The sequence below is a fragment of the Flavobacterium oncorhynchi genome (assembly GCF_002217355.1).
GTDB lineage: Bacteria > Bacteroidota > Bacteroidia > Flavobacteriales > Flavobacteriaceae > Flavobacterium > Flavobacterium oncorhynchi.
The window spans coordinates 92,165-116,155 of record NZ_MUHA01000024.1 but is presented as its reverse complement, the minus strand read 5'-3'; the positions used below and the strand labels follow the sequence as shown (position 1 = coordinate 116,155).

Annotated in this window: 23 protein-coding genes; 6 read left to right on the top strand and 17 right to left on the bottom strand. The window is 33.3% G+C overall.

The window, feature by feature from the left end:
- Window positions 1-141: 141 nt before the first annotated feature.
- The 15 genes from B0A75_RS15325 to B0A75_RS15255 form a co-directional block, all read right to left on the bottom strand.
- Complete coding sequence (locus B0A75_RS15325; RefSeq protein WP_089055160.1) at window positions 142-1,998, bottom strand: M61 family metallopeptidase; 1,857 nt, start codon at window positions 1,996-1,998, stop codon at window positions 142-144.
- Between the two features lie 98 nt (window positions 1,999-2,096).
- Window positions 2,097-2,375, bottom strand: a complete 279-nt coding sequence (locus B0A75_RS15320) for a DUF2805 domain-containing protein (protein ID WP_089055159.1) — start codon at window positions 2,373-2,375, stop codon at window positions 2,097-2,099.
- Window positions 2,376-2,487: 112 nt separating this feature from the next.
- Window positions 2,488-3,324 carry a sterol desaturase family protein gene (locus B0A75_RS15315; protein ID WP_089055245.1) on the bottom strand — a complete coding sequence of 279 codons (837 nt, stop codon included), beginning with the start codon at window positions 3,322-3,324 and terminating at the stop codon, window positions 2,488-2,490.
- Window positions 3,325-3,434: 110 nt separating this feature from the next.
- Complete coding sequence (locus tag B0A75_RS15310; protein WP_089055158.1) at window positions 3,435-3,677, bottom strand: GlsB/YeaQ/YmgE family stress response membrane protein; 243 nt, start codon at window positions 3,675-3,677, stop codon at window positions 3,435-3,437.
- 32 nt (window positions 3,678-3,709) lie between these two features.
- Window positions 3,710-4,417 carry an aquaporin Z gene (gene aqpZ / locus B0A75_RS15305; protein ID WP_089055157.1) on the bottom strand — a complete coding sequence of 236 codons (708 nt, stop codon included), beginning with the start codon at window positions 4,415-4,417 and terminating at the stop codon, window positions 3,710-3,712.
- Window positions 4,418-4,447: 30 nt separating this feature from the next.
- Window positions 4,448-4,807: a DoxX family protein gene (locus B0A75_RS15300; protein WP_089055156.1), complete on the bottom strand. Its 360-nt coding sequence runs from the start codon at window positions 4,805-4,807 to the stop codon at window positions 4,448-4,450.
- 86 nt (window positions 4,808-4,893) lie between these two features.
- Window positions 4,894-5,790 carry an EamA family transporter gene (locus tag B0A75_RS15295; RefSeq protein WP_089055155.1) on the bottom strand — a complete coding sequence of 299 codons (897 nt, stop codon included), beginning with the start codon at window positions 5,788-5,790 and terminating at the stop codon, window positions 4,894-4,896.
- A gap of 228 nt (window positions 5,791-6,018) precedes the next feature.
- Window positions 6,019-7,173 carry a peptidylprolyl isomerase gene (locus B0A75_RS15290; protein WP_089055154.1) on the bottom strand — a complete coding sequence of 385 codons (1,155 nt, stop codon included), beginning with the start codon at window positions 7,171-7,173 and terminating at the stop codon, window positions 6,019-6,021.
- 45 nt (window positions 7,174-7,218) lie between these two features.
- On the bottom strand, window positions 7,219-8,292 hold the full coding sequence (locus B0A75_RS15285; protein WP_089055153.1) for a peptidylprolyl isomerase: 1,074 nt from the start codon (window positions 8,290-8,292) through the stop codon (window positions 7,219-7,221).
- 15 nt (window positions 8,293-8,307) lie between these two features.
- Window positions 8,308-8,952 (bottom strand): gliding motility-associated peptidyl-prolyl isomerase GldI, encoded by a 645-nt coding sequence (gene gldI / locus B0A75_RS15280; RefSeq protein ID WP_089055152.1) that lies wholly within the window; start codon window positions 8,950-8,952, stop codon window positions 8,308-8,310.
- Window positions 8,953-8,958: 6 nt separating this feature from the next.
- Window positions 8,959-9,963, bottom strand: a complete 1,005-nt coding sequence (locus tag B0A75_RS15275; RefSeq protein ID WP_089055151.1) for a DHH family phosphoesterase — start codon at window positions 9,961-9,963, stop codon at window positions 8,959-8,961.
- Window positions 9,964-10,067: 104 nt separating this feature from the next.
- On the bottom strand, window positions 10,068-11,312 hold the full coding sequence (locus tag B0A75_RS15270; protein WP_089055244.1) for a voltage-gated chloride channel family protein: 1,245 nt from the start codon (window positions 11,310-11,312) through the stop codon (window positions 10,068-10,070).
- Between the two features lie 157 nt (window positions 11,313-11,469).
- Complete coding sequence (locus B0A75_RS15265) at window positions 11,470-11,853, bottom strand: RidA family protein (RefSeq protein ID WP_089055150.1); 384 nt, start codon at window positions 11,851-11,853, stop codon at window positions 11,470-11,472.
- A 167-nt stretch (window positions 11,854-12,020) separates the two neighbouring features.
- Window positions 12,021-12,326 carry a chaperone modulator CbpM gene (locus tag B0A75_RS15260; RefSeq protein WP_089055149.1) on the bottom strand — a complete coding sequence of 102 codons (306 nt, stop codon included), beginning with the start codon at window positions 12,324-12,326 and terminating at the stop codon, window positions 12,021-12,023.
- Complete coding sequence (locus B0A75_RS15255; protein ID WP_089055148.1) at window positions 12,319-13,242, bottom strand: DnaJ C-terminal domain-containing protein; 924 nt, start codon at window positions 13,240-13,242, stop codon at window positions 12,319-12,321. The genes B0A75_RS15260 and B0A75_RS15255 overlap by 8 nt, the downstream gene beginning before the upstream one ends.
- Before the next feature lie 356 nt (window positions 13,243-13,598).
- Between B0A75_RS15255 and B0A75_RS15250 the strand changes: the two genes are divergently transcribed.
- Window positions 13,599-14,309 carry a hypothetical protein gene (locus B0A75_RS15250; RefSeq protein WP_089055147.1) on the top strand — a complete coding sequence of 237 codons (711 nt, stop codon included), beginning with the start codon at window positions 13,599-13,601 and terminating at the stop codon, window positions 14,307-14,309.
- A gap of 78 nt (window positions 14,310-14,387) precedes the next feature.
- Here the strand turns inward: B0A75_RS15250 and B0A75_RS15245 are convergent, their stop codons facing one another.
- A complete protein-coding gene (locus tag B0A75_RS15245; protein WP_089055146.1) occupies window positions 14,388-14,915 on the bottom strand; it encodes a hypothetical protein in 528 nt (175 codons plus the stop codon).
- A 242-nt stretch (window positions 14,916-15,157) separates the two neighbouring features.
- On the opposite strand from B0A75_RS15245, the gene guaA reads away from it, so the two are divergent.
- From guaA to B0A75_RS15220, 5 genes are all read left to right on the top strand, one after another.
- Window positions 15,158-16,687 (top strand): glutamine-hydrolyzing GMP synthase, encoded by a 1,530-nt coding sequence (gene guaA / locus B0A75_RS15240; protein ID WP_089055145.1) that lies wholly within the window; start codon window positions 15,158-15,160, stop codon window positions 16,685-16,687.
- Window positions 16,688-16,748: 61 nt separating this feature from the next.
- The gene (locus tag B0A75_RS15235; protein ID WP_089055144.1) at window positions 16,749-18,650 is read left to right on the top strand and encodes a muramidase family protein; all 1,902 of its coding nucleotides are present in this window, start codon (window positions 16,749-16,751) and stop codon (window positions 18,648-18,650) included.
- 94 nt (window positions 18,651-18,744) lie between these two features.
- Window positions 18,745-20,817, top strand: coding sequence for a PBP1 and LysM peptidoglycan-binding domain-containing protein (locus B0A75_RS15230; RefSeq protein ID WP_089055143.1), 2,073 nt, complete (start codon window positions 18,745-18,747; stop codon window positions 20,815-20,817).
- Window positions 20,818-21,007: 190 nt separating this feature from the next.
- Window positions 21,008-21,601 (top strand): 5'-methylthioadenosine/S-adenosylhomocysteine nucleosidase family protein, encoded by a 594-nt coding sequence (locus tag B0A75_RS15225; protein WP_089055142.1) that lies wholly within the window; start codon window positions 21,008-21,010, stop codon window positions 21,599-21,601.
- A 59-nt stretch (window positions 21,602-21,660) separates the two neighbouring features.
- Window positions 21,661-22,062, top strand: coding sequence for an OsmC family protein (locus tag B0A75_RS15220; protein WP_089055141.1), 402 nt, complete (start codon window positions 21,661-21,663; stop codon window positions 22,060-22,062).
- 60 nt (window positions 22,063-22,122) lie between these two features.
- On the opposite strand, the gene B0A75_RS15215 is transcribed toward B0A75_RS15220, so the two are convergent.
- Window positions 22,123-23,982: a glycoside hydrolase family 35 protein gene (locus B0A75_RS15215; protein WP_089055140.1), complete on the bottom strand. Its 1,860-nt coding sequence runs from the start codon at window positions 23,980-23,982 to the stop codon at window positions 22,123-22,125.
- Between the last annotated feature and the right edge of the window lie 9 nt (window positions 23,983-23,991).

Genomic DNA, 23,991 nt, shown 5'->3' with positions numbered 1-23,991 from the left:
TGAGCGGAGTCTAAGCCCAACTCAGTGCTAATTTAACTTTCGATGGCTTCGATTCCGATCTGCCTGACAAACCTAACAAGCTACAGTATAAAAAAAACCGACAATCACTTGTCGGTTTTTTTTGTTTTTAGTCAAAAGGAATTAACCTTTCAACCATGCATTTTTAAGCTTTTCTTTTGAAGCATCAGTAGCTTTAAAAGTTTCAGATTCTTCGTAAGGCAGTTTTACATTTCCTTTTATAGTTTCTTCTTTACTGCCGCGTTTAATTTTTAAAGTAATTGGATCGTTTTCTTTCCAATTTTCACTTTCTGTAATCAAATCATAAATGTTATCTAAATTATATGATTTGTTGTTTACAGCTAAAATTTTATCTCCGCCTTTAAGGTTTAAGTTCTTGAAAAATTCAAGAGATTCTGATTCAGGACGAACAGCAATTTCTTTTGTTGCTTTGTCGATAGTAATATTTGGAACTTGTCCTTTAATGAAAGCATTTCCAGGTTTTTTCTCTGTTGCTTTTGAAACACCAACTTTCGCTAAATAAAAATCGTAAGGAATTGGCGTTGTACCTGCTACATATTTGTTTAAAAATTCGCCTACTTCAGGATAAGTTAACTGCGTGATCTTTGCAAATAATTCATTATCATTAAATGGTTTATCAATACCATATTCGCTAGATAATTTATGCATTAAATCAAGAATTCCTCTTTCTCCATTGCTTTTTTCTCTAATAATAATGTCAATACACATACCAATTAAAGCTCCTTTTTGGTACACATTTAAGTATTGATCTTTATAAGGCTGTTCTAAAACATTGGCACTCATTTTAGTAAAAGACATGGTATCGTCTAAACTTTTAGACTGCTCAATTTTGTCTGCAATACGACTGTAAAACTCACCTTCGTTAATTAAACCTTGATTGATTTGAAAAAGATTGGCAAAATATTCTGTTACACCTTCGTACATCCATAAATGCTCAGACATTTTTGGCGCATTATAGTCAAAATACTGAATTTCTTTTGAGTGAATAGTTAATGGAGTTACAATATGAAAAAACTCGTGAGAAACAACATCTTTCATTGATTCTACCAATTTTTCTTTTGGCATAGATTCTGGCAGTACTACCGTAGTAACTGTTGGGTGTTCTAAAGCTCCAAAACCGTGCGCATCATCTTTTGCTAAAGTTGATAGATATAATAAAACAGTATATTTTTTATTTGCATTTACTTTTCCTAAAAAGTTTTTCTGCGCCGTCATCATTGTTTTCATTTCCGGCGTAATACTTTCGGCAGTAAATTTTCCAGTCGGCGAGTAAACAGCGATTAAAATGTCCATACCATTTACATTAAACTCAGTATAATCTGGTTTAGAATACATAATAGGATTTTCGACTAAAACAGCATAACGCGGAGTTGTAAAAACATCGCTTGTTTTGCTTGGATCCTGATCTGTCATTGAAGTTGCTCCCCAAAGTGTTTCAGGATGCGTAATAGTAACTTTATAAGGAATCTCTAATTTATCTTGAAAATAGCCCACAAAACCATGTGTATTTACTAGAAAATTTACTCCAGCATTGATGTTAGTACCTGCAGGCGAGAAAATATCATCATTACCAAAACCAGTTCCTTTTTCAGTATCAAAAGTATCATTAACTAAGTAGGTAATTTTTTTTAATGCTTTTGCGTTCGAAATAGACCATGAGTTATCGTCAATTCTTTTAACAGTTAAAGCATTTCCTTTTGCATCAAAAGCTTTGAAATCTTCTGAATTTTTCCCGTAGTTATCAGTTGAATAAGTTCCTGGAACAGTTTTGGGGATACTGTAAACAATCTCGTCTGTTTTGATTTGAGGAGGAGTTACTGTTACTAAAACTTTGTCGTCTTTTACATCTACAAGATTGATGTTAACATCTACAACATTGCTTTTTCCTGCTGAAGTACTTCCAGTTTTACAGCTCCAAAGTGTTATAGCAAGAGCTAAAGTGTAAAGTATTTTTTTCATTTGTTTAAGTTTAGATATACGTATTTGACTAAAAAAAGTAAAAATGTTACAATAAATTAAAAATATAAAAAAAACTCCTGGCGCTCAGGAGTTTTAATTTAGTCGAATTTGTTTTTTATATAATATTTGCCATCTAAATCTTCATCAAAATCATCAATTTTAACGGGTTTCGGTTTTGGTTTATTGGCAATGGCTTTCTTTTTCCACATCTCAAATTTTTCAAGAGGCATTTTCTTCTTCATGATTTCAAGAACTTCTTTTTCTGCCAACCCAAATTCTTTTTTTATGACTTCAAATGGATTTTTTTCTTCTAAGGCTAATGAAACAAGCTTCTCAGTTTGTTCCCAATTCAATTCTTTGCGGTTACTCTTTTTCATCTCGTGAAAATTAATTCAAAAATAGAGGTTAATGATTAATAGATTGATTTTCATTTTATGTATCAATATTAATAAAAAAAATAATTACTTGGTTCGATGAAGTATATTTTTTTTACTGTTTTTTTTCGGAATTAAAGGATCGCGATTTTTGAAACGGAATTTTTAATAAATTTCTTAATTGATTGTTTTCTTCGGGCAGCATATGCGTGTCTACTCCATAAATTAACTCTTCTTTAGGTAAAGTGGTAAAAGTTCCAAATAGTCGGTCCCAAACAGAGAAAATATTACCATAATTACTGTCGGTATATGGCAGTACATAATGATGATGTACTTTGTGCATATTTGGAGAAACTATAAAATAGCTTAAGAAAACATCTAATTTATGTGGCAGTGAAATGTTGGCATGATTAAATTGTGTTGCAATTACAGATAATGTTTGATATAGAAAAACCATCCACATCGGACTGCCAACAACGAGGACGCCAAGAGTGGTAAAAGCGAACCGAATCACACTTTCTCCCGGATGATGTCTGTTTGCAGTTGTCGTGTCAATCCAGGTATCTGTATGGTGTATCACATGAAAGCGCCACAGAAATTTTACTTTATGTTCAACAAAATGTACTAAGTAAGCACCAATTAAATCTAACAAAAGCAGTCCAATAATGGTATAGAGCCAAATAGGAATTTCAGGCAGCCATTGTAGAATGCCAAAATGATTTTCAGTTGTCCAATTCGCTGTTTTTATTAGAATAAAAGCCAGTACAAAATTTACGATTATAGTGGTAAATGTTAGAAAGAAGTTGATTCCTGCATGCTGCCATTTGTGGTATTTCATTTGAAATAAAGGAAATGTATTTTCGATTACCCAAAAAAAAGTAATACCTCCTACTAAAATTAAACTGCGATGTGTTGATGGAATGGTGCTGAAATAAGAAATGATTTCGTTCATAGCAAATTGGTTTTGATAGATATGAAGTGTTTTCTTTAAAAAAAAAGAGGAAACCAAATAGTTGAATATCTGATTTCCTCTTAGAATGTGTTTTTTTAGTTGTACTATTTTTAAGCTTTTTTGATCAAGCTGATTATAAAAAGTAATACCCAAGCGCCTCCAACAGCAACTATAATCTGCCATAAAAGTCCGCCGCCGCCAATGCCAAGTTTGCCGGCAATCCAGCCGCCAACAAAACCGCCAATGATTCCAACGATAATATTACCAAATAATCCAAAGCCTGCACCTTTCCAAATTTGACCCGCAAGCCAGCCGGAAATTGCTCCTATAAGTAAGAAATATAAAAATTCCATAGTTTTAATATTTAAGAGTTATACAAATTAGATTATGCGGCGTCGTGATTTTGCAGTAATGATTTATAAATAAATCCGGCTACAATAGCACCCAAAATTGGAGCTGCCCAAAATAACCAAACTTGTGAAAGAGGTTCTCCTCCAACAAAAATTGCTTGCGATAATGATCTCGCAGGATTTACAGATGTATTTGTAATTGGGATGCTTATTAAGTGAATTAAAGTTAAAGCCAAACCAATTGCTATACCAGCAAATCTTCCGTTTGCAAATTTATCTGTAGCACCTAAAATTACTAGTAAGAAAAACAAGGTTAGAACAAATTCAGCTATAAAAGCAGATTGCAGTGAATATCCATCTGGTGAGAATGCTCCAAAACCATTTGAAGCAAATGCTCCTGCTTTTGTATTATCGATTACAAATCCTGCTTTACCAGAAGCGATTGTAAATAATGTTCCGGCTGCAGCAATAGCACCAATACATTGTGCCACGATATAGGGAATAAGGTCTTTTGCAGGAAATCTTCCTCCAGCCCACAATCCGAATGATACGGCCGGATTAAAGTGCCCACCAGAAATATGTCCAACAGCGTACGCCATTGTCAAAACGGTTAAACCAAAAGCTAAAGCAACACCTGCAAACCCAATTCCTAATTCAGGAATTCCTGCTGCAAAAATTGCGCTTCCACAACCACCAAAAACAAGCCAATAAGTTCCAAAAAATTCTGCAAATAATTTTTTCATAATTAAATAATTTTAGATTAATAGATTTGATTAATATTGGGTGTATTGATATGCCCAAAAAATCAAAACGACCTGTAAGGGCAAACGTACAAATAAAATCCACTTTGGTAAATCAAAACTTGCTTTTTTATTTTGATACATATACAAATTGGCAGGAAAAATTGCAATTAATAATGCAATAATTCCCCAAGCTGCAATATGTGTCGAAAAAGAAAGTGTTAGAAGAATGCCTAGTACTATTTCGGCAGCTCCGCTTAAAATATTTATTACTTTGGGGTTTTTGAATACAGGAGGTATAATTTTAATATACATTCCAGGGTTTCTAAAATGATTTAGTCCTGCAAGTATATAAAGAATCGCCATCAAATATAAATGCCAAGGTAAATTCATGATAAATAGTAGTTTATCACGAATTTATAAAAAAATTAACAATTATAACATTACAAGGTGCTTTTTTTTAACGGCGAATTAAAAGCTTATTTAGTACGTTTAAAATTTACATTCATAATAATGATTGCCAGAATAATTAAAACAATTCCAATCCATTGAGAAAAAATCACTTTTTCATTCAATAAAACATAAGCCATCATTACAGAAACGGGCAGTTCTAATGCCGAAACAATGCTGCCTAATCCAATTCCGGTTAACGGAAAACCTAAGTTCAATAACATAGGAGGGATGATAGTACCAAACAAAGCTAGAATGATCCCCCACTTAAAGAAAATATCAAGATTAAAAGAACCAGTCTGTGTAAAAAAAGCGAAGGAGAATATAATTACAGCACCGCCTAAAAGCATATATAAGCTTCGTTGAGCCGATGAAATTTCTGTAGCGACACGATTTGCAGTAAACATTGTTGTAGTAAAGGATGCGGCGGCTAATACACCCCAAACAATTCCGCGCCAATCTAGTGCAATATCATTGTTGATGATATTAGTGGCTAAAATCGTTCCAACAAGGACAATTAAAACCGCAATAACTTTTTGTTTTGAAGGCAGTTTTTTTTCTAAAATCATTTCAAGTAAAACACCCATCCAAACAGTTTGCATTAATAACACAATACCTATTGAAACTGGAATATATTTTACTGCCAGATAATAAAACAAACTTGTCATTCCTAATGATGTTCCAGCAAGCATTAAACTGAATATATTTTTTGAAGAAGCTTTTACAACGGTTCCTTTGTTTTTTGCTTTTTGAAAAGCATTTATAAGCAAGATACCAAGTATACCAAGTATAAATTGAGAAGTTGTAACTTCGGCTGTTGTATATCCTTCAGTGTAAGCCATTTTTACGAAAGTAGCTAACATTCCGTAAGTTGTAGCTCCTAAAGCAACTAAAAACACTCCTTTTAATACATTGTTTTGTAACATCTTTATGATTTGTTTTGAAAAAATTAAGCGGGCAAAGGTAAGGTATTTTGTTTAGGAATTAGTAGAAAATATACGCAAACGTTATCATTGCACCTGTTTTTAGTTTCTGTTTTAGTATTATTTTAAGGATTCTGCAGAAGAATATTTTTGACAGGAATAAAAAAAGTTCCCAAAGATTTGAACTTTTGGGAACTTTAATTGTTATTTCAAAAAAGGAATTTGAAAGTATTACTTTGTTGGTTGATTTTGATAAGTTTCAATTTCAAAAATTAAAGTTGCATTTGGCGGAATTACGCCTCCAGCTCCTTTTTCACCATAAGCTAAGTTTGAAGGAAGAAAGAAAATCGCTTTTTCTCCATCTGTCATCATGTCTAGAGCTTCGATAAAACCAGGAATCATACCGTCTTTTTTTCCAACAGTAAAGGGGAAAGCTTTGTATCCGCCTTGAGCATCTCGGTTTGCATCGTATTTGCCATAAGCTTTTGCTACACTGCTCATGCTGCTGTCAAAAAGACTTCCGTCTTCAAAATAACCTGCATAATGAAAGTAAATTGAAGAACCTTCAGCACCTTTTACACCAGTTCCTTTTTGTGTAATTACATATTTTAAGCCAGAAGCTGTTGTAGTTGCTTTAGCTTTAGTTGCTGCAAAATAAGCTGCTTTGTCTTTAATTACTTTTTGACTTTCGGCTTTTTTAGCTTCTTGTTTTTTAGCATCATCTGTAAGGACTTTTACAGCGTCAAATTTTTTAGCAGCAGCACCTTTACGAGTAATGGTAATTTTTGTCATAATATCGTCTTGAACAATTTTATTTACATTATCCATTCCAGATACAACATGTCCAAAAATAGTGTGTTTACCATTAAGCCATGGAGTTTCTTTGTGTGTAATAAAAAACTGGCTGCCATTTGTTGCAGGTCCAGAATTAGCCATTGCAAGAATACCTCCTTTTTCAAACTTTAGTTCTTCAACAAATTCATCTTTAAATGAATATCCAGGACCTCCAGAACCATTTCCGTCAGGATCTCCTCCTTGAATCATAAAATCATTTATAACTCTATGGAATTTTAAACCATCGTAAAATGGTTTTCCTTTTAGTCTCTCTACTTTTACATTAGGATTTTTTCCTTCTGCAAGAGAAATGAAATTAGCAACAGTTACAGGAGTTTTAACATATTCTAATGAAAGAACAATGTCTCCTTTTGTTGTAGAGATCGTAGCAAAGATTCCCTCATCAGGGTTTGGTTTTGCAGCAGGTTTAGCTGCGGGTTTTGCAGTCGTTACAGCTGGCTTAGCAGCAGGTTTTGCGACTGGTTTTTTAGTGGTTTGCGCTTGAATATTTACAACCGCTAAACAAAATAAAAATAAAAGTTTAAATTTCATTGCATTTTAAATTTAAGTCAAGAAATATAATTACAAGTTTTATAATTATGGTTTTTCTAATAATTGAACTTCAAAAATAATATTTGCATTTGGTGGTATAACACCGCCGGCTCCAGTTTCTCCATATGCTAAATGTGCAGGAATAAAAAGTACTGCTTTGTCTCCAAATGAAAGCTGCTCGATACCTTCAATAAAACCTGGAATCATGCCGTCTTTACGACCTGCTTGAAAAGGAATTGGCTGATAACCTTTTGCTTCAGCTCTTGCTGCATCAAATTTTCCAAAAGCTTTGTTTACATCTTCAATACTTGAGTCAAATAAAGTTCCATCTTCTAAGAAACCTGCGTAATGAATGTATATTTGAGCGCCAGTAGATGGTTTTTTACCTGTACCTTTTTCAGTGATAATAAATTCTAAGCCAGAGTGTGTTTTTGTTGCTTTTGGCCTTAAAGAAGCGTAGTAATCTACTTTTTCTTTTTGAACTCCTGCAAACTTACTTTTCTCTTTTGAAGCTTCTGCAAAATAATCATGAAGTACTTTTTCTGCATCAAATTTTTTGGCAGCTTCTCCATTTCTAACAATAGTAACAGAAACAATACTGTCACCTTGTACAACTTTGTTTACTACTTCTTGACCTTTGTCGACAACATGACCAAAAATAGTATGTTTTCCGTCTAACCATGGAGTTTCAGTATGAGTAATAAAAAATTGACTGCTGTTTGTGCCAGGACCATTATTTGCCATTGCTAAAACACCAGCTTTGTCAAATCTCAAATCTGAAATTTCATCTTTAAATCTATAACCTGCATCTCCAGAACCAGTTCCTTCAGGATCTCCAGTTTGAATCATGAAATTTTCTATAACTCTATGAAATTTTAAACCATCATAAAAATGTTTCTTTTTTAAGTAATCTTTGGTAACAAACTCATTTTTGCCTTCGGCTAAGGTTACAAAGTTAGCTACCGTAACAGGTGCTTTTTTATAATCTAATTCAACAATGATATGTCCTTTGTTCGTTTCAATATCGGCATATAAACCATCAGGAAGGCTGCTGTTTTCATTTTTACAAGAGTAAAAAGAAGCAGCGGTTAGTAGTAATACTAAAATACTTTTTTTCATTTTTAAAATGTTTTTTTATGGGTTTATTGTATCTTTTTTTGGTGTAGCTGCCGGAGCTGCTGTAGTACTTTTTACAGTTTGTTTTGGAGTTGCTGTAGTTTTTGAAACTGCTGGATCAGGAACAAAATTACGAAGTGTAACGGTACAGATTAAAGGCTGATTTGTTCCTATTTTTTTATTATCACCATGATAGCCGTAAGCAATATGCGATGGAAATAAAAAGGTAACAGTTTCATTTTTTTTCATGTACTTGATTCCGTCACGTAATCCCATCATAATATCTTGCTTGTCTACATAATACGTCTGCGGACCAAGATCAGCTTCTGAATAGATGATTTTACCATTGATGTCTTTTACTTCTAAATTAAAATAGGCAATATCTCCTTTTTTTGGTGTAGCTGTATCAGTATTATTTTTTTCATCATAAGAAAACCAATATCCTTTTCTAGTAGCATAGTACTTTACTTTTGGATTTGTTTTGATAATCTTTTTGATAACATCTTCTTCATTTGCAACCAGTTTTTTGTTTCTATCAGCTGATTTTTTCATAAAAGTACCCGAAGCTCTCGAAATTGGTTTTCGAGCTTCTTCATGATGTTTACAGCCTGCCAGTAAAACAGTAAAAAGCAGTGTGTAAAGACTAATTTTTAAGTAGTTCATACGGGGTTATATTTTTAGTTTACTTACTAAATCTTCAAACTTTTTAAGGGTTTCTTCCATTGTTGTTTCAGATCTTCCGCCAGCTGCGTTGCTGTGGCCTCCGCCATTAAAATGGTCGCGTGCAAATTGGTTTACATCAAAACCTCCTTGTGAACGGAATGAAATTTTGATGATTTTTTCGTCTTTATTTTCTATAAAAATAGCTGTAAAAACAATACCTTTTATACTTAATCCGTAATTTACAATTCCTTCAGTATCACCTTTTACATAATTAAACGAATCTAATTCTTCCTGTGTAAGTGATGTATATGATGTTTGATGTTCTTCTAAAACTTTCATGTTTTGAAGTGCACGTCCTAATAATTGCAAACGACTGTATGAACTGTTGTCAAATAATAAAACTGGAATTTGAGTGTTCTCTACACCTAAATCAATTAATTCTGCAATAATTCGGTGCGTGTTTCCTGTTGTTCCTGGAAAGCGGAATGAACCAGAATCTGTCAAAATTCCTGTATAAATGCAAGTTGCGATAGTTTTATCAATATCTTCTTTTTTGTTTAAAAAGGAAATAAAGTTATAAACCATTTCGCAAGTAGATCCATACGAAGTGTCAGAATAAGTATAAGCTGCATAATCATCAGGTTTTTGATGATGATCAATCATAATGAAAGGTGCAGTTAATCGAGCCAAAGTGTGCTCCATTTCGCCTACACGATGTAGAGCGTTGAAATCGAGCGTAAAAATTAATTCGGCTTCTTCTAATATTTTGGTACAGTTTTCAGTATCTTTTTCAAAGATTTTAACGGTTTCTGAGCCTGGCAGCCAAGCTAAAAAATCTGGAAAATCATTAGGCGCAATTACAGTTGGCTGATGGTTATTTTTGAGTAAAAAATGATATAAACCTAATGTAGATCCCATAGCATCGCCATCTGGGCCTCTATGCGGAATTATTACGATTTTCTTTGGAGCGGCAAGCAACAATTGTATTGCTTGAATATCTTGTATTTTCATAGTGTGCGAATTTACATTTTTTTAATGTAATGTTGAAATCATTTTATAGATTAACACACTTTTATTAGTTCTGTATTAGAGTCTTTGTTTTTGGTATTTGAAATTTAAAAATTGGAATTTAATCTTTGATATAATTTATGTTTCGCGCCCTTAACAATCTGTGATTTATAAATGCCAATTGAACCTGAAGAAAAGTAAGCAATTGTACAGCCAAGCGCGATAAATATTCCGGGCTGGATGCCAAATAATTCCATTCCCATAATGGTGCAGGCGATAGGCGTATGGGTTGCTCCCGAAAAGACAGATACAAATCCTATTCCTGCTAAAAGAGCGATAGGCATCGGGATAATTAAAGATAAGGCACTGCCTAGAGTGGCTCCTACAAAAAATAATGGAGTTACTTCGCCGCCTTTAAAACCTGCTCCTAAAGTGAATCCTGTGAATAAAATTTTAAGAAAAAAATCATACCACTGACTTGGGTTTGAAAACGAATCAACAATAACAGGAACCCCTAGTCCAGAGAATTTAGTAAAACCAAATCCTGCAATTGCAATGGCTAAAATTGTTCCTCCAATAACAGGACGAAGCGGAGGATATTTGATGTTTTTTGAAAAAAGTGAACTCCAAAAATGGGTGCTTCTTGAAAAAAGTAAAGCTGCAAAACCAGAAAGAAGTCCAATTAGTAAAGTATAAAAGATATTCAAAATACTTAGTTCGGGTATTATAGGAATGCTGTAATGAGTATGTTTAATTTTCCAAAATTCTACCGTAAAATAAGCAGCATAAGCTACCAGAAAGGATAATAGGATACTTTTATAATTGATTTTACTGAAATACAAAACTTCTAATGCAAAAATTGCGCCTGCCAAAGGTGTTCCAAAAACAGAAGCAAAACCTGCACTGATGCCCAGAATTATTAGAATTCTTCGTTCAGAATGGTCTAACTTGAAAATTCTTGTGAATTGATCTGCGATAGCGCCTCCCATTTGTACTGCAGTTCCTTCGCGGCCGGCTGAACCTCCAAATAAATGTGTGATTAAGGTTCCTAAAAGTACTAAAGGAGCCATTTTAAAAGGAATTACTTTTTTGGGTTTTTCATATTCTTCAAGCAATAAATTATTGCCTTTTACCACAGATTCTCCCCAGTAATAATAACTTAACCCAACTAATAAACCGCCAAATGGTAAAAGGAAGATAATCCAATCGTGCTTAATTCTAAATTGCGTAACCCATTCTAAAGAAACAAGAAAAAATGCAGAAGCAGATCCCGAAAGTATACCGATTAAGGCACAGATAAAAATCCATTTTAGAATGGAAAGCGGTAATTGTTTTAAGTTTTGGGAAGTCATTAATTGTGTTTGAATTTTCTCTGCCACGAATTTCACGAATTTTCACGAATTAATGTTTTTTTTATTAAAGAAAACAAAAGAAATCTTTTAAAATCCCTTAATCAGTGGCAAAACAAAAAAAAATCAGTGGAAATTAGTGAAATTCTCGGCAAAAAAACTATTGAACAACAGCTGTAAATTCAATTTCAACTAAATATTCAGGAGCAACTAATTTACTTATTTCATAAAAACCAGTTGTTGGCTTTACATCTTTAAAGAAAGCAGAATGTGCTCTTGCAACTTCTTCAAAAGTAGAAATGTTGGTAGTAAAAATTCGAGTTCTAATAACATCTTTCATTCCAACATTCAAATCTTCTAAAACTTTTTCTACACGTTCAAGAATGTTATAGGTTTGCGCATAAGCGTCGTCTGCTTTAACATTTTCGCCGTCAACAATTGCAACAGTGCCGGAAACTTCAATGATATTGCCAATTCTAACAGCGCGGCAATATCCCATTTTGTCTTCCCACGGTGATCCTGTTAAGATATTTTCTCTTTTCATTTTGTGTGTTTTTTTTGAATTGCTCTTTGAGTTTTTAAAAAACAAATTCAGGTTAATTAATGTGCTGCAATTTATAAAATATGCTTGGTAAAAAGAGACGTAATTGTTTGAAATCCCATTGATAATTATTGTTTTTTGTGATATTTTAAAAGGATAATTTCTAAACACTAAAGGGTTTTGTGTTCTTCATAAATTCGAAGTTTATTTTGTGTGCTGGTAAGGTGCTGCTGTAAAATTTCGATTTTGTTAAGTAAGTGATAAATAGCATCAATTCCTTCAAAATTAATTTTTAGATCGTAATGCATACGAATCATTTTTTCAATTGCAGGCAGTTGTTCAGGCTGTAAATACTCTTCGTTTTCTTCGACAACAATTTCGACTAAGCCATAATTATGCAGTTCTTTTATAAAAGTATTTTCAATTTCGTTATACAAACAAAATTGTTTTATTAAGATTAAGCTTTTGTTATTCATGATTTCTTAGTTTAGCTAATTCTGCAAATAATTCTTTTTCTTTTTCAGATAATTTAGTTGGTAATTTTAAAGTATAGGTTATGTATAAATCACCAAACTGATTGTCTTTTTTGTAAACAGGAAATCCTTTTCCTTTAAGTTTTACTTTGGTTCCGGGTTGAGTTTCGGGCGCTACTTTTATTTTTACTTTTCCGTCAAAAGTATTCACGTAAATTTCTCCGCCTAAAATAGCCGTGTATAAATCCAGATCAACATCGGCATATAAATTATTGCCTTCACGTTTAAAATCGGAGCTGTTATTGATTATAAAAGTAATGTACAAATCACCGTTTGGTCCGCCGTTTGCTCCAGGCGCTCCATGATTTGGAATTTTGATAATTTGTCCGTTTTCAACGCCAGCCGGTATTGTAATTCGGATATTTTTACCGTTTACATTTAAGTTTTGTTTGTGAGTGGTATAGGCAGATGCTAAATCAAGCTGTAATTCTGCATTAAAATCCTGTCCACGATATTTTGCTTGAGCTCTTGAACTTCTTCCAGAACTGCCATACATAGAATTAAAAAAATCCGAAAAATCACTCTCAGAAAAATTACCTCCGCCAAAATCGGTATAACTTTGATTCCCGCCTTGCTGCTGTCTTGAATATTGCTGCTGATTTGGGTCATAACCTGCTTTCTCAAATTCATCGGCATGTTTCCAGTCTTTTCCGTACTTATCGTATTTTTTACGATTTTCGGGATTACTTAAAACCTCATTTGCTTCATTTATTTCTTTGAATTTTTGTTCCGCTTCTTTATCATTCGGATTTAAATCGGGATGATATTTTCGCGCCAGCTTTCGATATGCCTTTTTGATATCGGCATCAGTAGCAGATTTGGTAATGCCTAATATTTTATAATAATCGATATAATCCATTTTTTAGAATTTTATAATATTAAAAGAATTAGCCGCTTGGGTTTTTATTTTGGAAGAAGTTATTTTTTGAAATTTTAGAATAATTTTTTTAAAGTTTTGAAGTTAGTAATAAGTTGTTTACTATCAAAGAAATAATGTTAGTTTTTATTTGTGAAATGTAGGATTAATTTTGGTTGTGAATGTTTTATTGGATATTTGTTAGAGATTTTTGGCAGGTTTTTTGCTTCCAAAAATTAGCCTAATATATTGTTATAATAGTCTTAAAGTTGTCGCACCAAACTTATTTATATTATTTTTGTGATGCTTGACTTACGATTTTATAAAAATTTTAAAGCCGATTCGATAACACCTTTTCAATGAAGCATCTTTTATTTTTCATATTATTTTTTACAGCTGTAACAGCTTCAGCACAGACTGAATTTGGAGGCAAAATGAAGCCAATTCCGGCACCTAAGTTTGGCGCAAAGAAAAAAGAACCAATTCCGCAAGTCAAAAATCCTCAGACAGAAACTGCAGATGTACCTAGTATAAAAGCTCCAAATATTTTTGAAAATAAAAGTATAACGCCAACATCTCAATTCCAGATCGGACAGGAAAAAAGCAAGTTCACGATGTCTACAGAAACTGATTTTGCCAATCCAGGTGATCAATATGTGGCAAAAATGGAAAAAGATATAAACAAAGCTTTAAAAGATGCTGGTTTAAGAGAAGGTCGAGGAACATTGGTTAAGAAAAATATTTCCTTGGGAGATTTTAGGACCAAGTCGCAGTATTTTATCGTGAAACTGCGTGATTTTGGAGCTATTGACGGCGACTTAGTAAAAGTTTCTTCAAATGATAACGTAATTAGGAGTCAGATATTTTTAGATTCTAATTTTAAAGAAGTCAAAATAGACTTGGTGAACGGTTTCAATAAATTAGATTTTGAAGCTCTAAATATTGGTTCCCTAGGTGGAAATACCGCCGAAATTAGAGTATACGACGATAAAGGTCAATTAGTAACCAATGACTATTGGGATAATCTGGCCGCAGGTTTTAAGGCTTCGATTATTGTTACAAAAGAATAGCGCTGTAAACTCTAGGCTCAAAGCAGCAAAGGTTCAAAGGGACAAAGTTTTATACTTCGTTTGCCTTTGAACCTTTTCTTAAAACGGATCTGCCGTAACTCTAAACTTCATTTCGGCTTTTATTGTAACATCTTTTGTAAGCGTTTCTTTTAAGGTAACTTTAGTTCTGATTTTATATTTATCTGCCTTGATGTATTGATCTAACTTTTTATCAGTGCAAATTAAATCAATCGTGTTTGTTGTTGCATTTATATTATCCTGATACGCTAATTCTATTTCATCAGAATCTGTTGTTGAAATATATAAGTGAACAGATTTTAGGAAAGTAAAAGTTTTGTCTGAAGGATCAGTAATGGCTAATTTTAAAGACCTAAGTTTTACATCTTTTACTAAACTTGCTTTTGTTTTATTATTTTCAAATTCTGCCGAAGAATTGGTGGTTACCTCTGGAGTAATTATTTCTGATGGAAGATTGATTGGCGATGTGCTGTTAATCTTAATAGAAGTTTCATTTGATATATTAAAACTTAGTAAATCGTCAACAGCATCGCAAGAAGTTAGTGACACAGCTAATAAAAGGGCGATTGCAGTAAATTTTGATTTCATATTTAAAATTAGTTTGGGTTTTTCGGTAGATACGAAATATTTTGGTTTTTGGATTTTTTGTTTTTAGGTTCAAAGATGCAAACGTTCAATGGAACAAAGCAAATGTTTTTTTTACAAAATTATAAATCTCTGAACCTCTGTTACTCTGAACTTTTCAGACTGAAAATCGGAACGTTGAAAAAAAATATTTATTTTTCAACGTTCCGATTTTTCAATTTCGAATATAAAAAGTATTTTTGCGCATGCAACACAACGTACTTATTTTAGATTTCGGATCGCAATATACTCAGCTTATTGCGCGTAGAGTTCGCGAATTAAATATATTCTGCGAAATTTTCCCATACAATCACTTTCCTAGTGATTTATCAGCTTACAAAGCAGTAATTTTAGGCGGAAGCCCATTTTCTGTTCGTGCAGAAGATGCTCCACATCCTGATTTATCTCAAATTAGAGGTAAACTTCCAATGCTTGCCGTTTGTTACGGAGCACAGTATTTAGCTCATTTCAGCGGTGGAGAAGTAGCAGCTTCAAACACTAGAGAATACGGTAGAGCTAATTTATCTTATATAAAAGAGAACGAAGTTTTCTTTGAAGGCGTTTCAGAAAACAGCCAAGTTTGGATGAGCCACAGTGATAGTATAAAAGCACTTCCAACAAATGCTGTAAAACTAGCAAGCACACATGACGTAGAATTTGCCGCTTATAAAATTGAAGGCGAAACAACTTACGGAATTCAATATCATCCAGAAGTTTTCCATTCTACAGATGGATCAAAAATGCTGGAGAACTTTTTAGTAAAAATTGCCGAAGTTCCTCAAAACTTTACACCAAATGCTTTCGTTGAAGAAATGGTGGGAGAATTAAAAGAGAAATTAGGAAACGATAAAGTAGTTTTAGGATTATCAGGCGGAGTAGATTCTACAGTTGCTGCGGTTTTATTAAACCAAGCAATTGGTAAAAATCTGTACTGTATTTTCGTAAACAATGGACTTTTGCGTAAAAATGAATTCCAAAGCGTATTAGATCAATACAAAGGAATGGGATTGAATGTAAAAGGTGTTGATGCCGGAGATCGTTTTCTTTCTGAATTAGCAGGAATCAGCGATCCTGAAACGAAACGTAAAACTATCGGACGTGTATTTATCGAAGTTTTTGATGATGAATCTCATTTGATCGAAGATGTAAAATGGTTAGCGCAAGGAACTATTTACCCAGACGTAATCGAATCTGTATCGGTAAAAGGACCATCGGCAACTATTAAATCACACCATAATGTAGGTGGATTGCCAGATTATATGAAATTACAAATTGTAGAACCGCTTAGAATGTTGTTTAAAGACGAAGTTCGTAGAGTTGGAGCTACTTTAGGTATAGATCCTGAATTATTAGGAAGACATCCTTTTCCAGGACCAGGATTATCAATTAGAATTTTAGGAGATATTACTCCAGAGAAAGTACAAATTTTACAAGATGTAGATTCAGTATTTATCGAAGGATTAAAATCTTGGGGATTATATGACAAAGTTTGGCAGGCTGGAGCAATTTTGCTTCCTGTAAACAGTGTTGGTGTAATGGGCGATGAGCGTACTTACGAAAAAGTAGTAGCGCTTAGAGCTGTAGAATCAACAGATGGAATGACTGCTGACTGGGTTCACTTACCTTACGATTTCTTGATGAAAGTGTCAAACGACATTATAAATAAAGTAAAAGGCGTGAACCGCGTGGTTTACGATATCAGCTCAAAACCACCAGCAACAATTGAGTGGGAATAGTATTGTTTTTCAAATTAAGGCGTTACATTTGTAACGCCTTAATTTTTTAAACCTACTATTTATGAGAGAATTTTTAACGATTTCTCTTGTGTTTATTTTGTCTTTTAACAAAATAACTGCACAAGACTCAATTATTGAGCACAAAATTCAAAAGGGAGAAACTGCTTATTTTATAGCCCAAAAGTATAAGGTTTCTGTAGATGAGATTTACAAACTCAACCCCGAATCGCAAAATGGAATTCAGGATAACCAGATTATTAAAATCCCTGTTCATTCTGAAGAAAAAACAAGACCAGACCAGCAAATTACTCATATTGTTGGTGCAAAAGAAACTCTTTTTGGCTTAGCAAAACAATACCATGTTTCTGTAGAAGCTATTCAAAATGCAAATCCAATTCTTGTCAACGGACTTCAAATAGGCCAAGAATTAAGTATTCCAAATTCTTCAAATCTTTCAAAAACAGAGAATGTAAGTTCTTCAAAAGCTGCACATTTGGTTGCGGCCAAAGAATCGCTGTTCAGTATTGCCAGACAATACAATGTTTCAGTCTCTGATTTAGAAAATGAAAACAAGGATTTATTGCAAAACGGATTGCAGATTGGGCAGTCAATTGTAATTCCAAACAAGCGAAAAACTTTAGATGGAAGAGTTCGTGTAATCAATCAGGAAACTCTTTTTCATTTGGTTGAACCAAAAGAAACTAAATACTCAATCGCAAAAAAATACGGAATTTCTATAGATCAATTAGAATCGCAAAATCCTGAAATTGTAAACGGATTAGTTGTTGGAAATAAATTAGCTGTTAATACAAAAGAAGTTAAGCCAACAAATGAAAATGAGGAATTGATGCTTGCTTTGGCCGAAAAACAAGTCGTGGTTGAAAAAACTAAAGCTAAAACGGTAGAAATTACAGATTTGAAAGAAAGACTTGTTATTCAAAAAGAGATGAATCAGAAGATTATTAAAATTAACGATTTAAAGGTTAATTTGAATGATATGAATGGTTCAAAAGAAAATTCAGTCGAAAAATTGCGATTGGTTCTGGAGGCTAATAAAAATGTTCAGGACGTTTTAATGACTAAGTTAGATTCGTTGGTAAATACAATGAATAGTGATTTGGTCGAATTAAAGCGAATGGATATTTTGAATGTTGATGAATCTAAGCGGTTAGAAAAGCAATCTTATGCGAGTATTTCGCAAACAAGTGAATTGTCGTCGCAGTTAAAAAAAGAACTGGCTGAAAATCGAAAAGCATATGCGGGTTTGATGAACAAAGTCGAGAAAATTGCTGTTGAAGAAAATCAGGAGTACAAAAAGAAAATCCGCGAAAGCGAAAAAAATAACAATGTATCATCTATACAGCAAAGACTTTCGGTCGAGGAGGTAAAACGTTACAAAATTGAGCAGGAAAAAGGAGATGTACAAAATCAGTTATTGATTGCAAAAATAGATTCTCTGGATACTCAGAAAAAAATAGAAGTAAAACGTCATATTAGTAAAGCAACTTATTATAGTATGGAAGCCAGAAAATTTGATGATAAACTGGCGCTGGTAAAACTGAAAAAGTATCAAGATGAAGCGGTTAAAAAATCAAATTTTACAGGTGCTTCAAAAGTAGTTTCATTAGAAGAAATGAAGCGTGAATTGGAAGAAAACCCGCTTAAAAGTGACAAAACAGTAAAAGTTGAAGTTTATGATAATCTTCGAGAAGTTTCAAACGGCTATTACTTAGTTTTAGGTATATTTACAGACGCAATGTTGCGTGATAAGTTTATTATGAAACTCATTGATTCTGGTGATTTTAATGCCAGCTTTTTCTTTAATATAAACAGTCTTTCGTATTATGTTTACTCAGATAAGTTTAAAAACATGGAAGAAGTTTTGTATCAATGCAAGAAAAAAGAAGAAGATGAGTTATATAAGAACATTATTATTGCAAAATTAGAAGTTGATCTTAGATAATAACGGCAAGATTTAACAAGTGGCTTGAATCTTGTATAAAAGAAATTATTATCTTGTTAATTGAATTAGAAATTAAATTGTTTTAAGCCATATTATGAAGTATTTTTCGACCTTATTATTCCTTGTTTTTTTTGTAACCTGTTCTGCTTTTTCTCAGGAGAAGGTGGTAAAATATACTGTTTCGAGTGGAGAAACAATAAATCAGATTGCACAGAAATTTAAGGTTACACCTTTTGATATTTACGAATTAAATCCAGATGCAAGAAGAGGTTTAGTACCCAATTCAGTTTTATTAATTCCTACAACTGCTGTTAAAAGTGCGGTAAAAACTACAACTGCTGCGGTAAAAACGACCGAAAGTTCAAAAGAAATTATTCATGAAGTACAGCCAAAAGAGACGTTTTACAGCATCGAAAAAAAATATAATATTTCTGATGAAGCATTAAAAGCCGCAAATCCGTTTCTTGAAAAAACAGGCGTGCAAATTGGTCAGAAATTAGTAATTCCTGCAAAAGGATCTGCTTCAAAATCTGCAGTTCCCGCAGATAAAAAAACAAAAGAAAAAGTACAAGAAAAGTACGTATACCACGATGTTCAGCCAAAAGAAACTAAATATTCTATTGCAAAACAATATAAAACTACGGTTGAAGATTTAGAAAAAAGAAACCCAGATATCGTTTCAAATCTGCCAGTTGGATATCGATTAACGATTAAAGGAACAGCTCCTAAAACGGAAAGTACTGCTGCAAATGTTACTAAACATGAAGAAGTTAAAAAGCCTGCCGAAACTGCAAAAAAAGCAGTCAGCTACATGGATTATCAGGTAAAGCCAAAAGAAACTTTTTACAGCTTATCAAGAACGTTTCATTTATCGCAAGAAGAATTAACGGCACTTAATCCTGCACTTTCAGAAGGTGTAAAAGAAGGAATGGTTTTAAAAGTTCCAACAGGATATTTAGCGCCGACTCCAATTATTGTGCAACAGCAGCCAGTTGAAAAAGTGCTGGAAAATAAAACATCTGGTGGAGGAATACAAATTGTAGACAAAGTAAAATCTGAAACTGTTTCTGTAAATCCTGAAATAGTAGAGTTAAGTAAAAAAAGAAGTCAGGGTGATCGCAAAAAAGTAGTTTTATTGCTGCCGTTTAATTTGGCTAAATTACAAAGTGATACAACTGGAACTACTTCACGTTTGAAAACGGATAAATTTCTAAATATGACGCTTGATTTTTATTCAGGAGCAATGATGGCGATCGATTCAGCGAAAGTTTTAAAACTTCCAATTGATGTTTCGATCTATGATTCGCAGGAAACAAAAACAACGTCAAATATTTCAAGTTTAATTTCAAAACTGCAAGATGCTGATGCTGTTGTGGGACCATTTTATCAAAATAATGCAGAATCTACTGCAAATACATTAAGATTGTATAATGTTCCGGTTATTTCGCCTTTATCAAAAGATGCGGCGAACCCAATAGAAAATTTATATCAAACTATACCGTCAAATGAGGTTGTTCGAAATACAGTTTTCGAGTATATGCGTGGTAAAAATGGTAATATTGTTGCTGTTGTAGACAAGAAAAAAGAATCAGTTATTAGTTATATTAAACAAAATCAAAAAGGAGTTGTTTTTGCAGCTTTGACTGAGGCAGGAGGTTTAGATGCGGCTAATTTAAAAAGCTTGTTACTGCCAAACCGAATGAATTATGTGGTGATGGAAACGGCAAATACGGCAATGATAAAAACAACGATAAAAGCGTTGCTGGATGCACAAAAAACGTGTCAAGTTCAATTGGTAATTTTAGAACCAAACAGCACGCTTGATACAGATGAGATTAGTTTTGACAATTTGGTAAAACTTAAATTAATGTATCCATCAGTTACTCGTGACAGCGATGATCAGGCGGTTTCAATCTTTAAGAAAGAGTATAGATTAAAAAATAAAATCTATCCAAATACATATGCAACAAGAGGTTTTGATGTAACTTTTGATACGATGATGCGTTTGGTTCAAGGAAAAACATATCAAGAAACAGCAGATTTAATGACTACACAACAAGTGGAGAATAAGTTTCAGTTTTATAAAAAAGAAGATGGCGGACATGCTAATAAAGGGGTTTACATTTTATATTATGATTCAGACCTGACTTTAAAAACCGCAAATTAATACTAGTATTAATTCAGTAAGTAGATGTGAAAGTTTACTAATTATTTAATTTAGGATATAGAATAAAAAATCCGTGCTGCTTTTTTGCAACACGGATTTTTTATTTGTGATTTTTTAAAAGAATCGTGATATAGACTATCGTGAGAGATTAAAAATGGTATTTTTGCATATAAAAAATTAAAATAAATTGATGGTAAAAATAAACCACGAACAGTCATTTTTAATAGAGGATATATTATTTTCTTTTGCTTTGAAAGCCGAAGCTGCCGACGTTTTTGAAAGATGTAATACAATTATGACCGGAATTGGGAAGGTGAATGCTGCTTACGAATTGTCGAAAGTTTTGCAGCATAAAAAACCTTCATTAATTGTTAATCTTGGATCTGCTGGAAGTAATTTTTTTAAGAAAGGTGATATTGTCTGCTGTACGAAATTTATACAAAGAGATATGGATGTTCGAGGTTTAGGATATGATCTCTACGAAACTCCTTTTTCTGGTCTGCCGACCGTTTTTGAATATGGCTTAAAAATGGATGGTTTACAGGAAGGAATCTGTGGAACTGGAGATAGTTTTGAAATGGGGCATTCTGAAGTCTTGTATAATGTTGTAGATATGGAAGCTTATGCATTGGCACTGATTGCTATGAAAGAGGATATTCCGTTTTTATGTTTAAAATACATTTCGGATGGGGCAGATGATAATGCAGCAGAAGACTGGCTGGTTCAGGTTCATAAAGCAGCATTGGCTTATGGAAAACTTTTTAAATTAGGATTAGATCAGTAATCTCTACAATAGCTAAAAAAACATAAAAAAAAGAATTTAAATAATTGTAAAACAATACTATGACATCAAAAGTAACTTATTTAGGTGAATTAAGAACAAAATCAATACATGTACAATCAGGAAGCGAAGTTATATCTGATCCGCCTGTGGATAATTTTGGAAAAGGAGAGGCGTTTTCTCCAACAGATATTGTTGCAAATGCTTTGGCAAGCTGCATGATGACGATTATGGGAATTAAAGCTCGTGATATGGAAGTAGATCTAATCGATTCGACTGCCGAAGTAACTAAAATTATGAATGCAGAACCACGTCGTATTGGTGCAATCGAAATTGTTTTTGAAATGAACGGTGTATCTGATGAGAAAAACAGAACTATACTAGAGCGTGCGGCAATGACTTGTCCGGTTTTATTTAGCTTAAATCCTGAAATTGAAAAACGAGTTACTTTCAACTGGAAGTAATCTTTTATTCACATTAAAAAAGCCATTCATTGTTGTGAATGGCTTTTTTGCTTTTGTGTATTATTGTCCTTTTTCAGGTCTTAAATCCTCTAAAATTGGAGTAGTTATACTTTTAAGTTCTTTTTGCAGCGTCTCATTTTTTTGCTCAAAAATTACAATATTGTTTTTGCCTTTTTTAAGCCAGCATCCAGGAAGGTATAAAGTTTGCTGCGGTCCAACGCTCCAATAACGGCCAATGTTGATTCCGTTTACAAACACAATTCCTTTACCCCAATCACGCATATCTAAAAAGGTGTCTCCTGTTTTGTTAAGTGTAAAAGTACCTTGGTATAAAGTAGGACGATTTACTTTTCCAGAATTTTTATAAGCAGTCAAATCTGGTTCTTGACTCATTGGTAATTTGTACATTTCCCAATCGCCTGTAATAGTTTGACCATTAATAATAACAGGGCTTATAATTCCTTTGTTGTTTTCGTTGATTTGAGAACCATAATTAATACGTCCCATGTTTTCGACTACAATATCTAGAGTAGCATTGAAAGGAACTTCGATTTCGCAATCGTATTTTTTATAGTATCGGTTTAATTCGGCCACTTTTTTTCCGTTAACGTAAACGATTGCATAATCGCGTAATCCTTTTAGCTCAAGTTTTCCGCTGATTGGCTGTGTGAACTTTTTACTGTACCAAACGTAGCCGTCGCCTTGATTTAATTGCTCAAAAGTTTGTGGAGTATCTTCATATACCGGGCTTATTTTTGCTTTTAAATCAGCTAAATCAACTGTTTTTGTTAATGCTATTTTCGGAATTTCGATAATTGGCATTTTTTCAGGAATTGCAGGAGTTTCGCTTGTTTTAAGTAGCTCTCTTAACATATTGTATTTAGGAGTTGCCCATCCTGCTTCACTTATAGGAGCATCATAATCGTATGATGTCATATCAGGTTGAATATCGTGTTCTTTGTCGTAATTAGCACCAGAAGTGAATCCGAAATTAGTACCGCCATGAACCATATAATAGTTGAATGAAACCTTATTATCTAAGTATTTTTTAGTTTGACGAGCGGTTTGTTCTGGTTTTTGTGTTGGGAAAGGTTCTGCCCAATGATCTAACCAGCCTGGATAAAACTCAGCAACCATATAAGGTCCTTGACCATTATTGAATTTATTTACAACTTCTTTTAATTTTGCAATATCACTTTCACCATTTGCAGTTGGCAATGCGCCTGGTAATGCGCCTCCTTCAAATAACCAGCTTCCGTCTGAAGTGAAAAAAGGAACTTCAAAACCAAGGTCTTTTAATTGCTGAAATACGGCTGCGCTGTATTTTTTATGTTCTTCTAAAGGAACATCTTTTCGCTGTGCAACATACGAACCAAATTCGTTTTCGCCCTGAACCATGATAATAGGGCCGCCTTTGGTAATTTGTAAATCTTTAACCTGGTTGTATAATTGTGTGAAGTAAGCTTTAGTAGCTGCCAAATATTCTTTGTTGTTACCGCGAATAACCATATTAGGTACATTCTGCAAGAAAAAAGGGTAACCGCCAAATTCCCATTCAGCACATACGTACGGACCTGGGCGAAGAATTACAAATAATCCCTCTTCTTGAGCTGTTTTTATATATTCTGCTAAGTTCTTATTTCCTGTTTTAAAATCCCATACACCAGGAGCAGTTTCGTGGTAATTCCAAAATACATAAGTAGCAACGGCATTTAATCCCATGGCTTTCATCATTTTTAGACGATGACGCCAATATTGCTGAGGAATACGCGAATAATGCATTTCACCTGAGTGAATTTGTATTGGTTTTCCATTCAATAAAAAATCTCCTCCGCTTATAGCGAAAGTTTGTTTTTGCTGTGCTGATGCAGAGAGCAGTGTAAAAAAGGCAAATAGGAGGGTGTAGTAAACTTTTTTCATTTTTCAAAG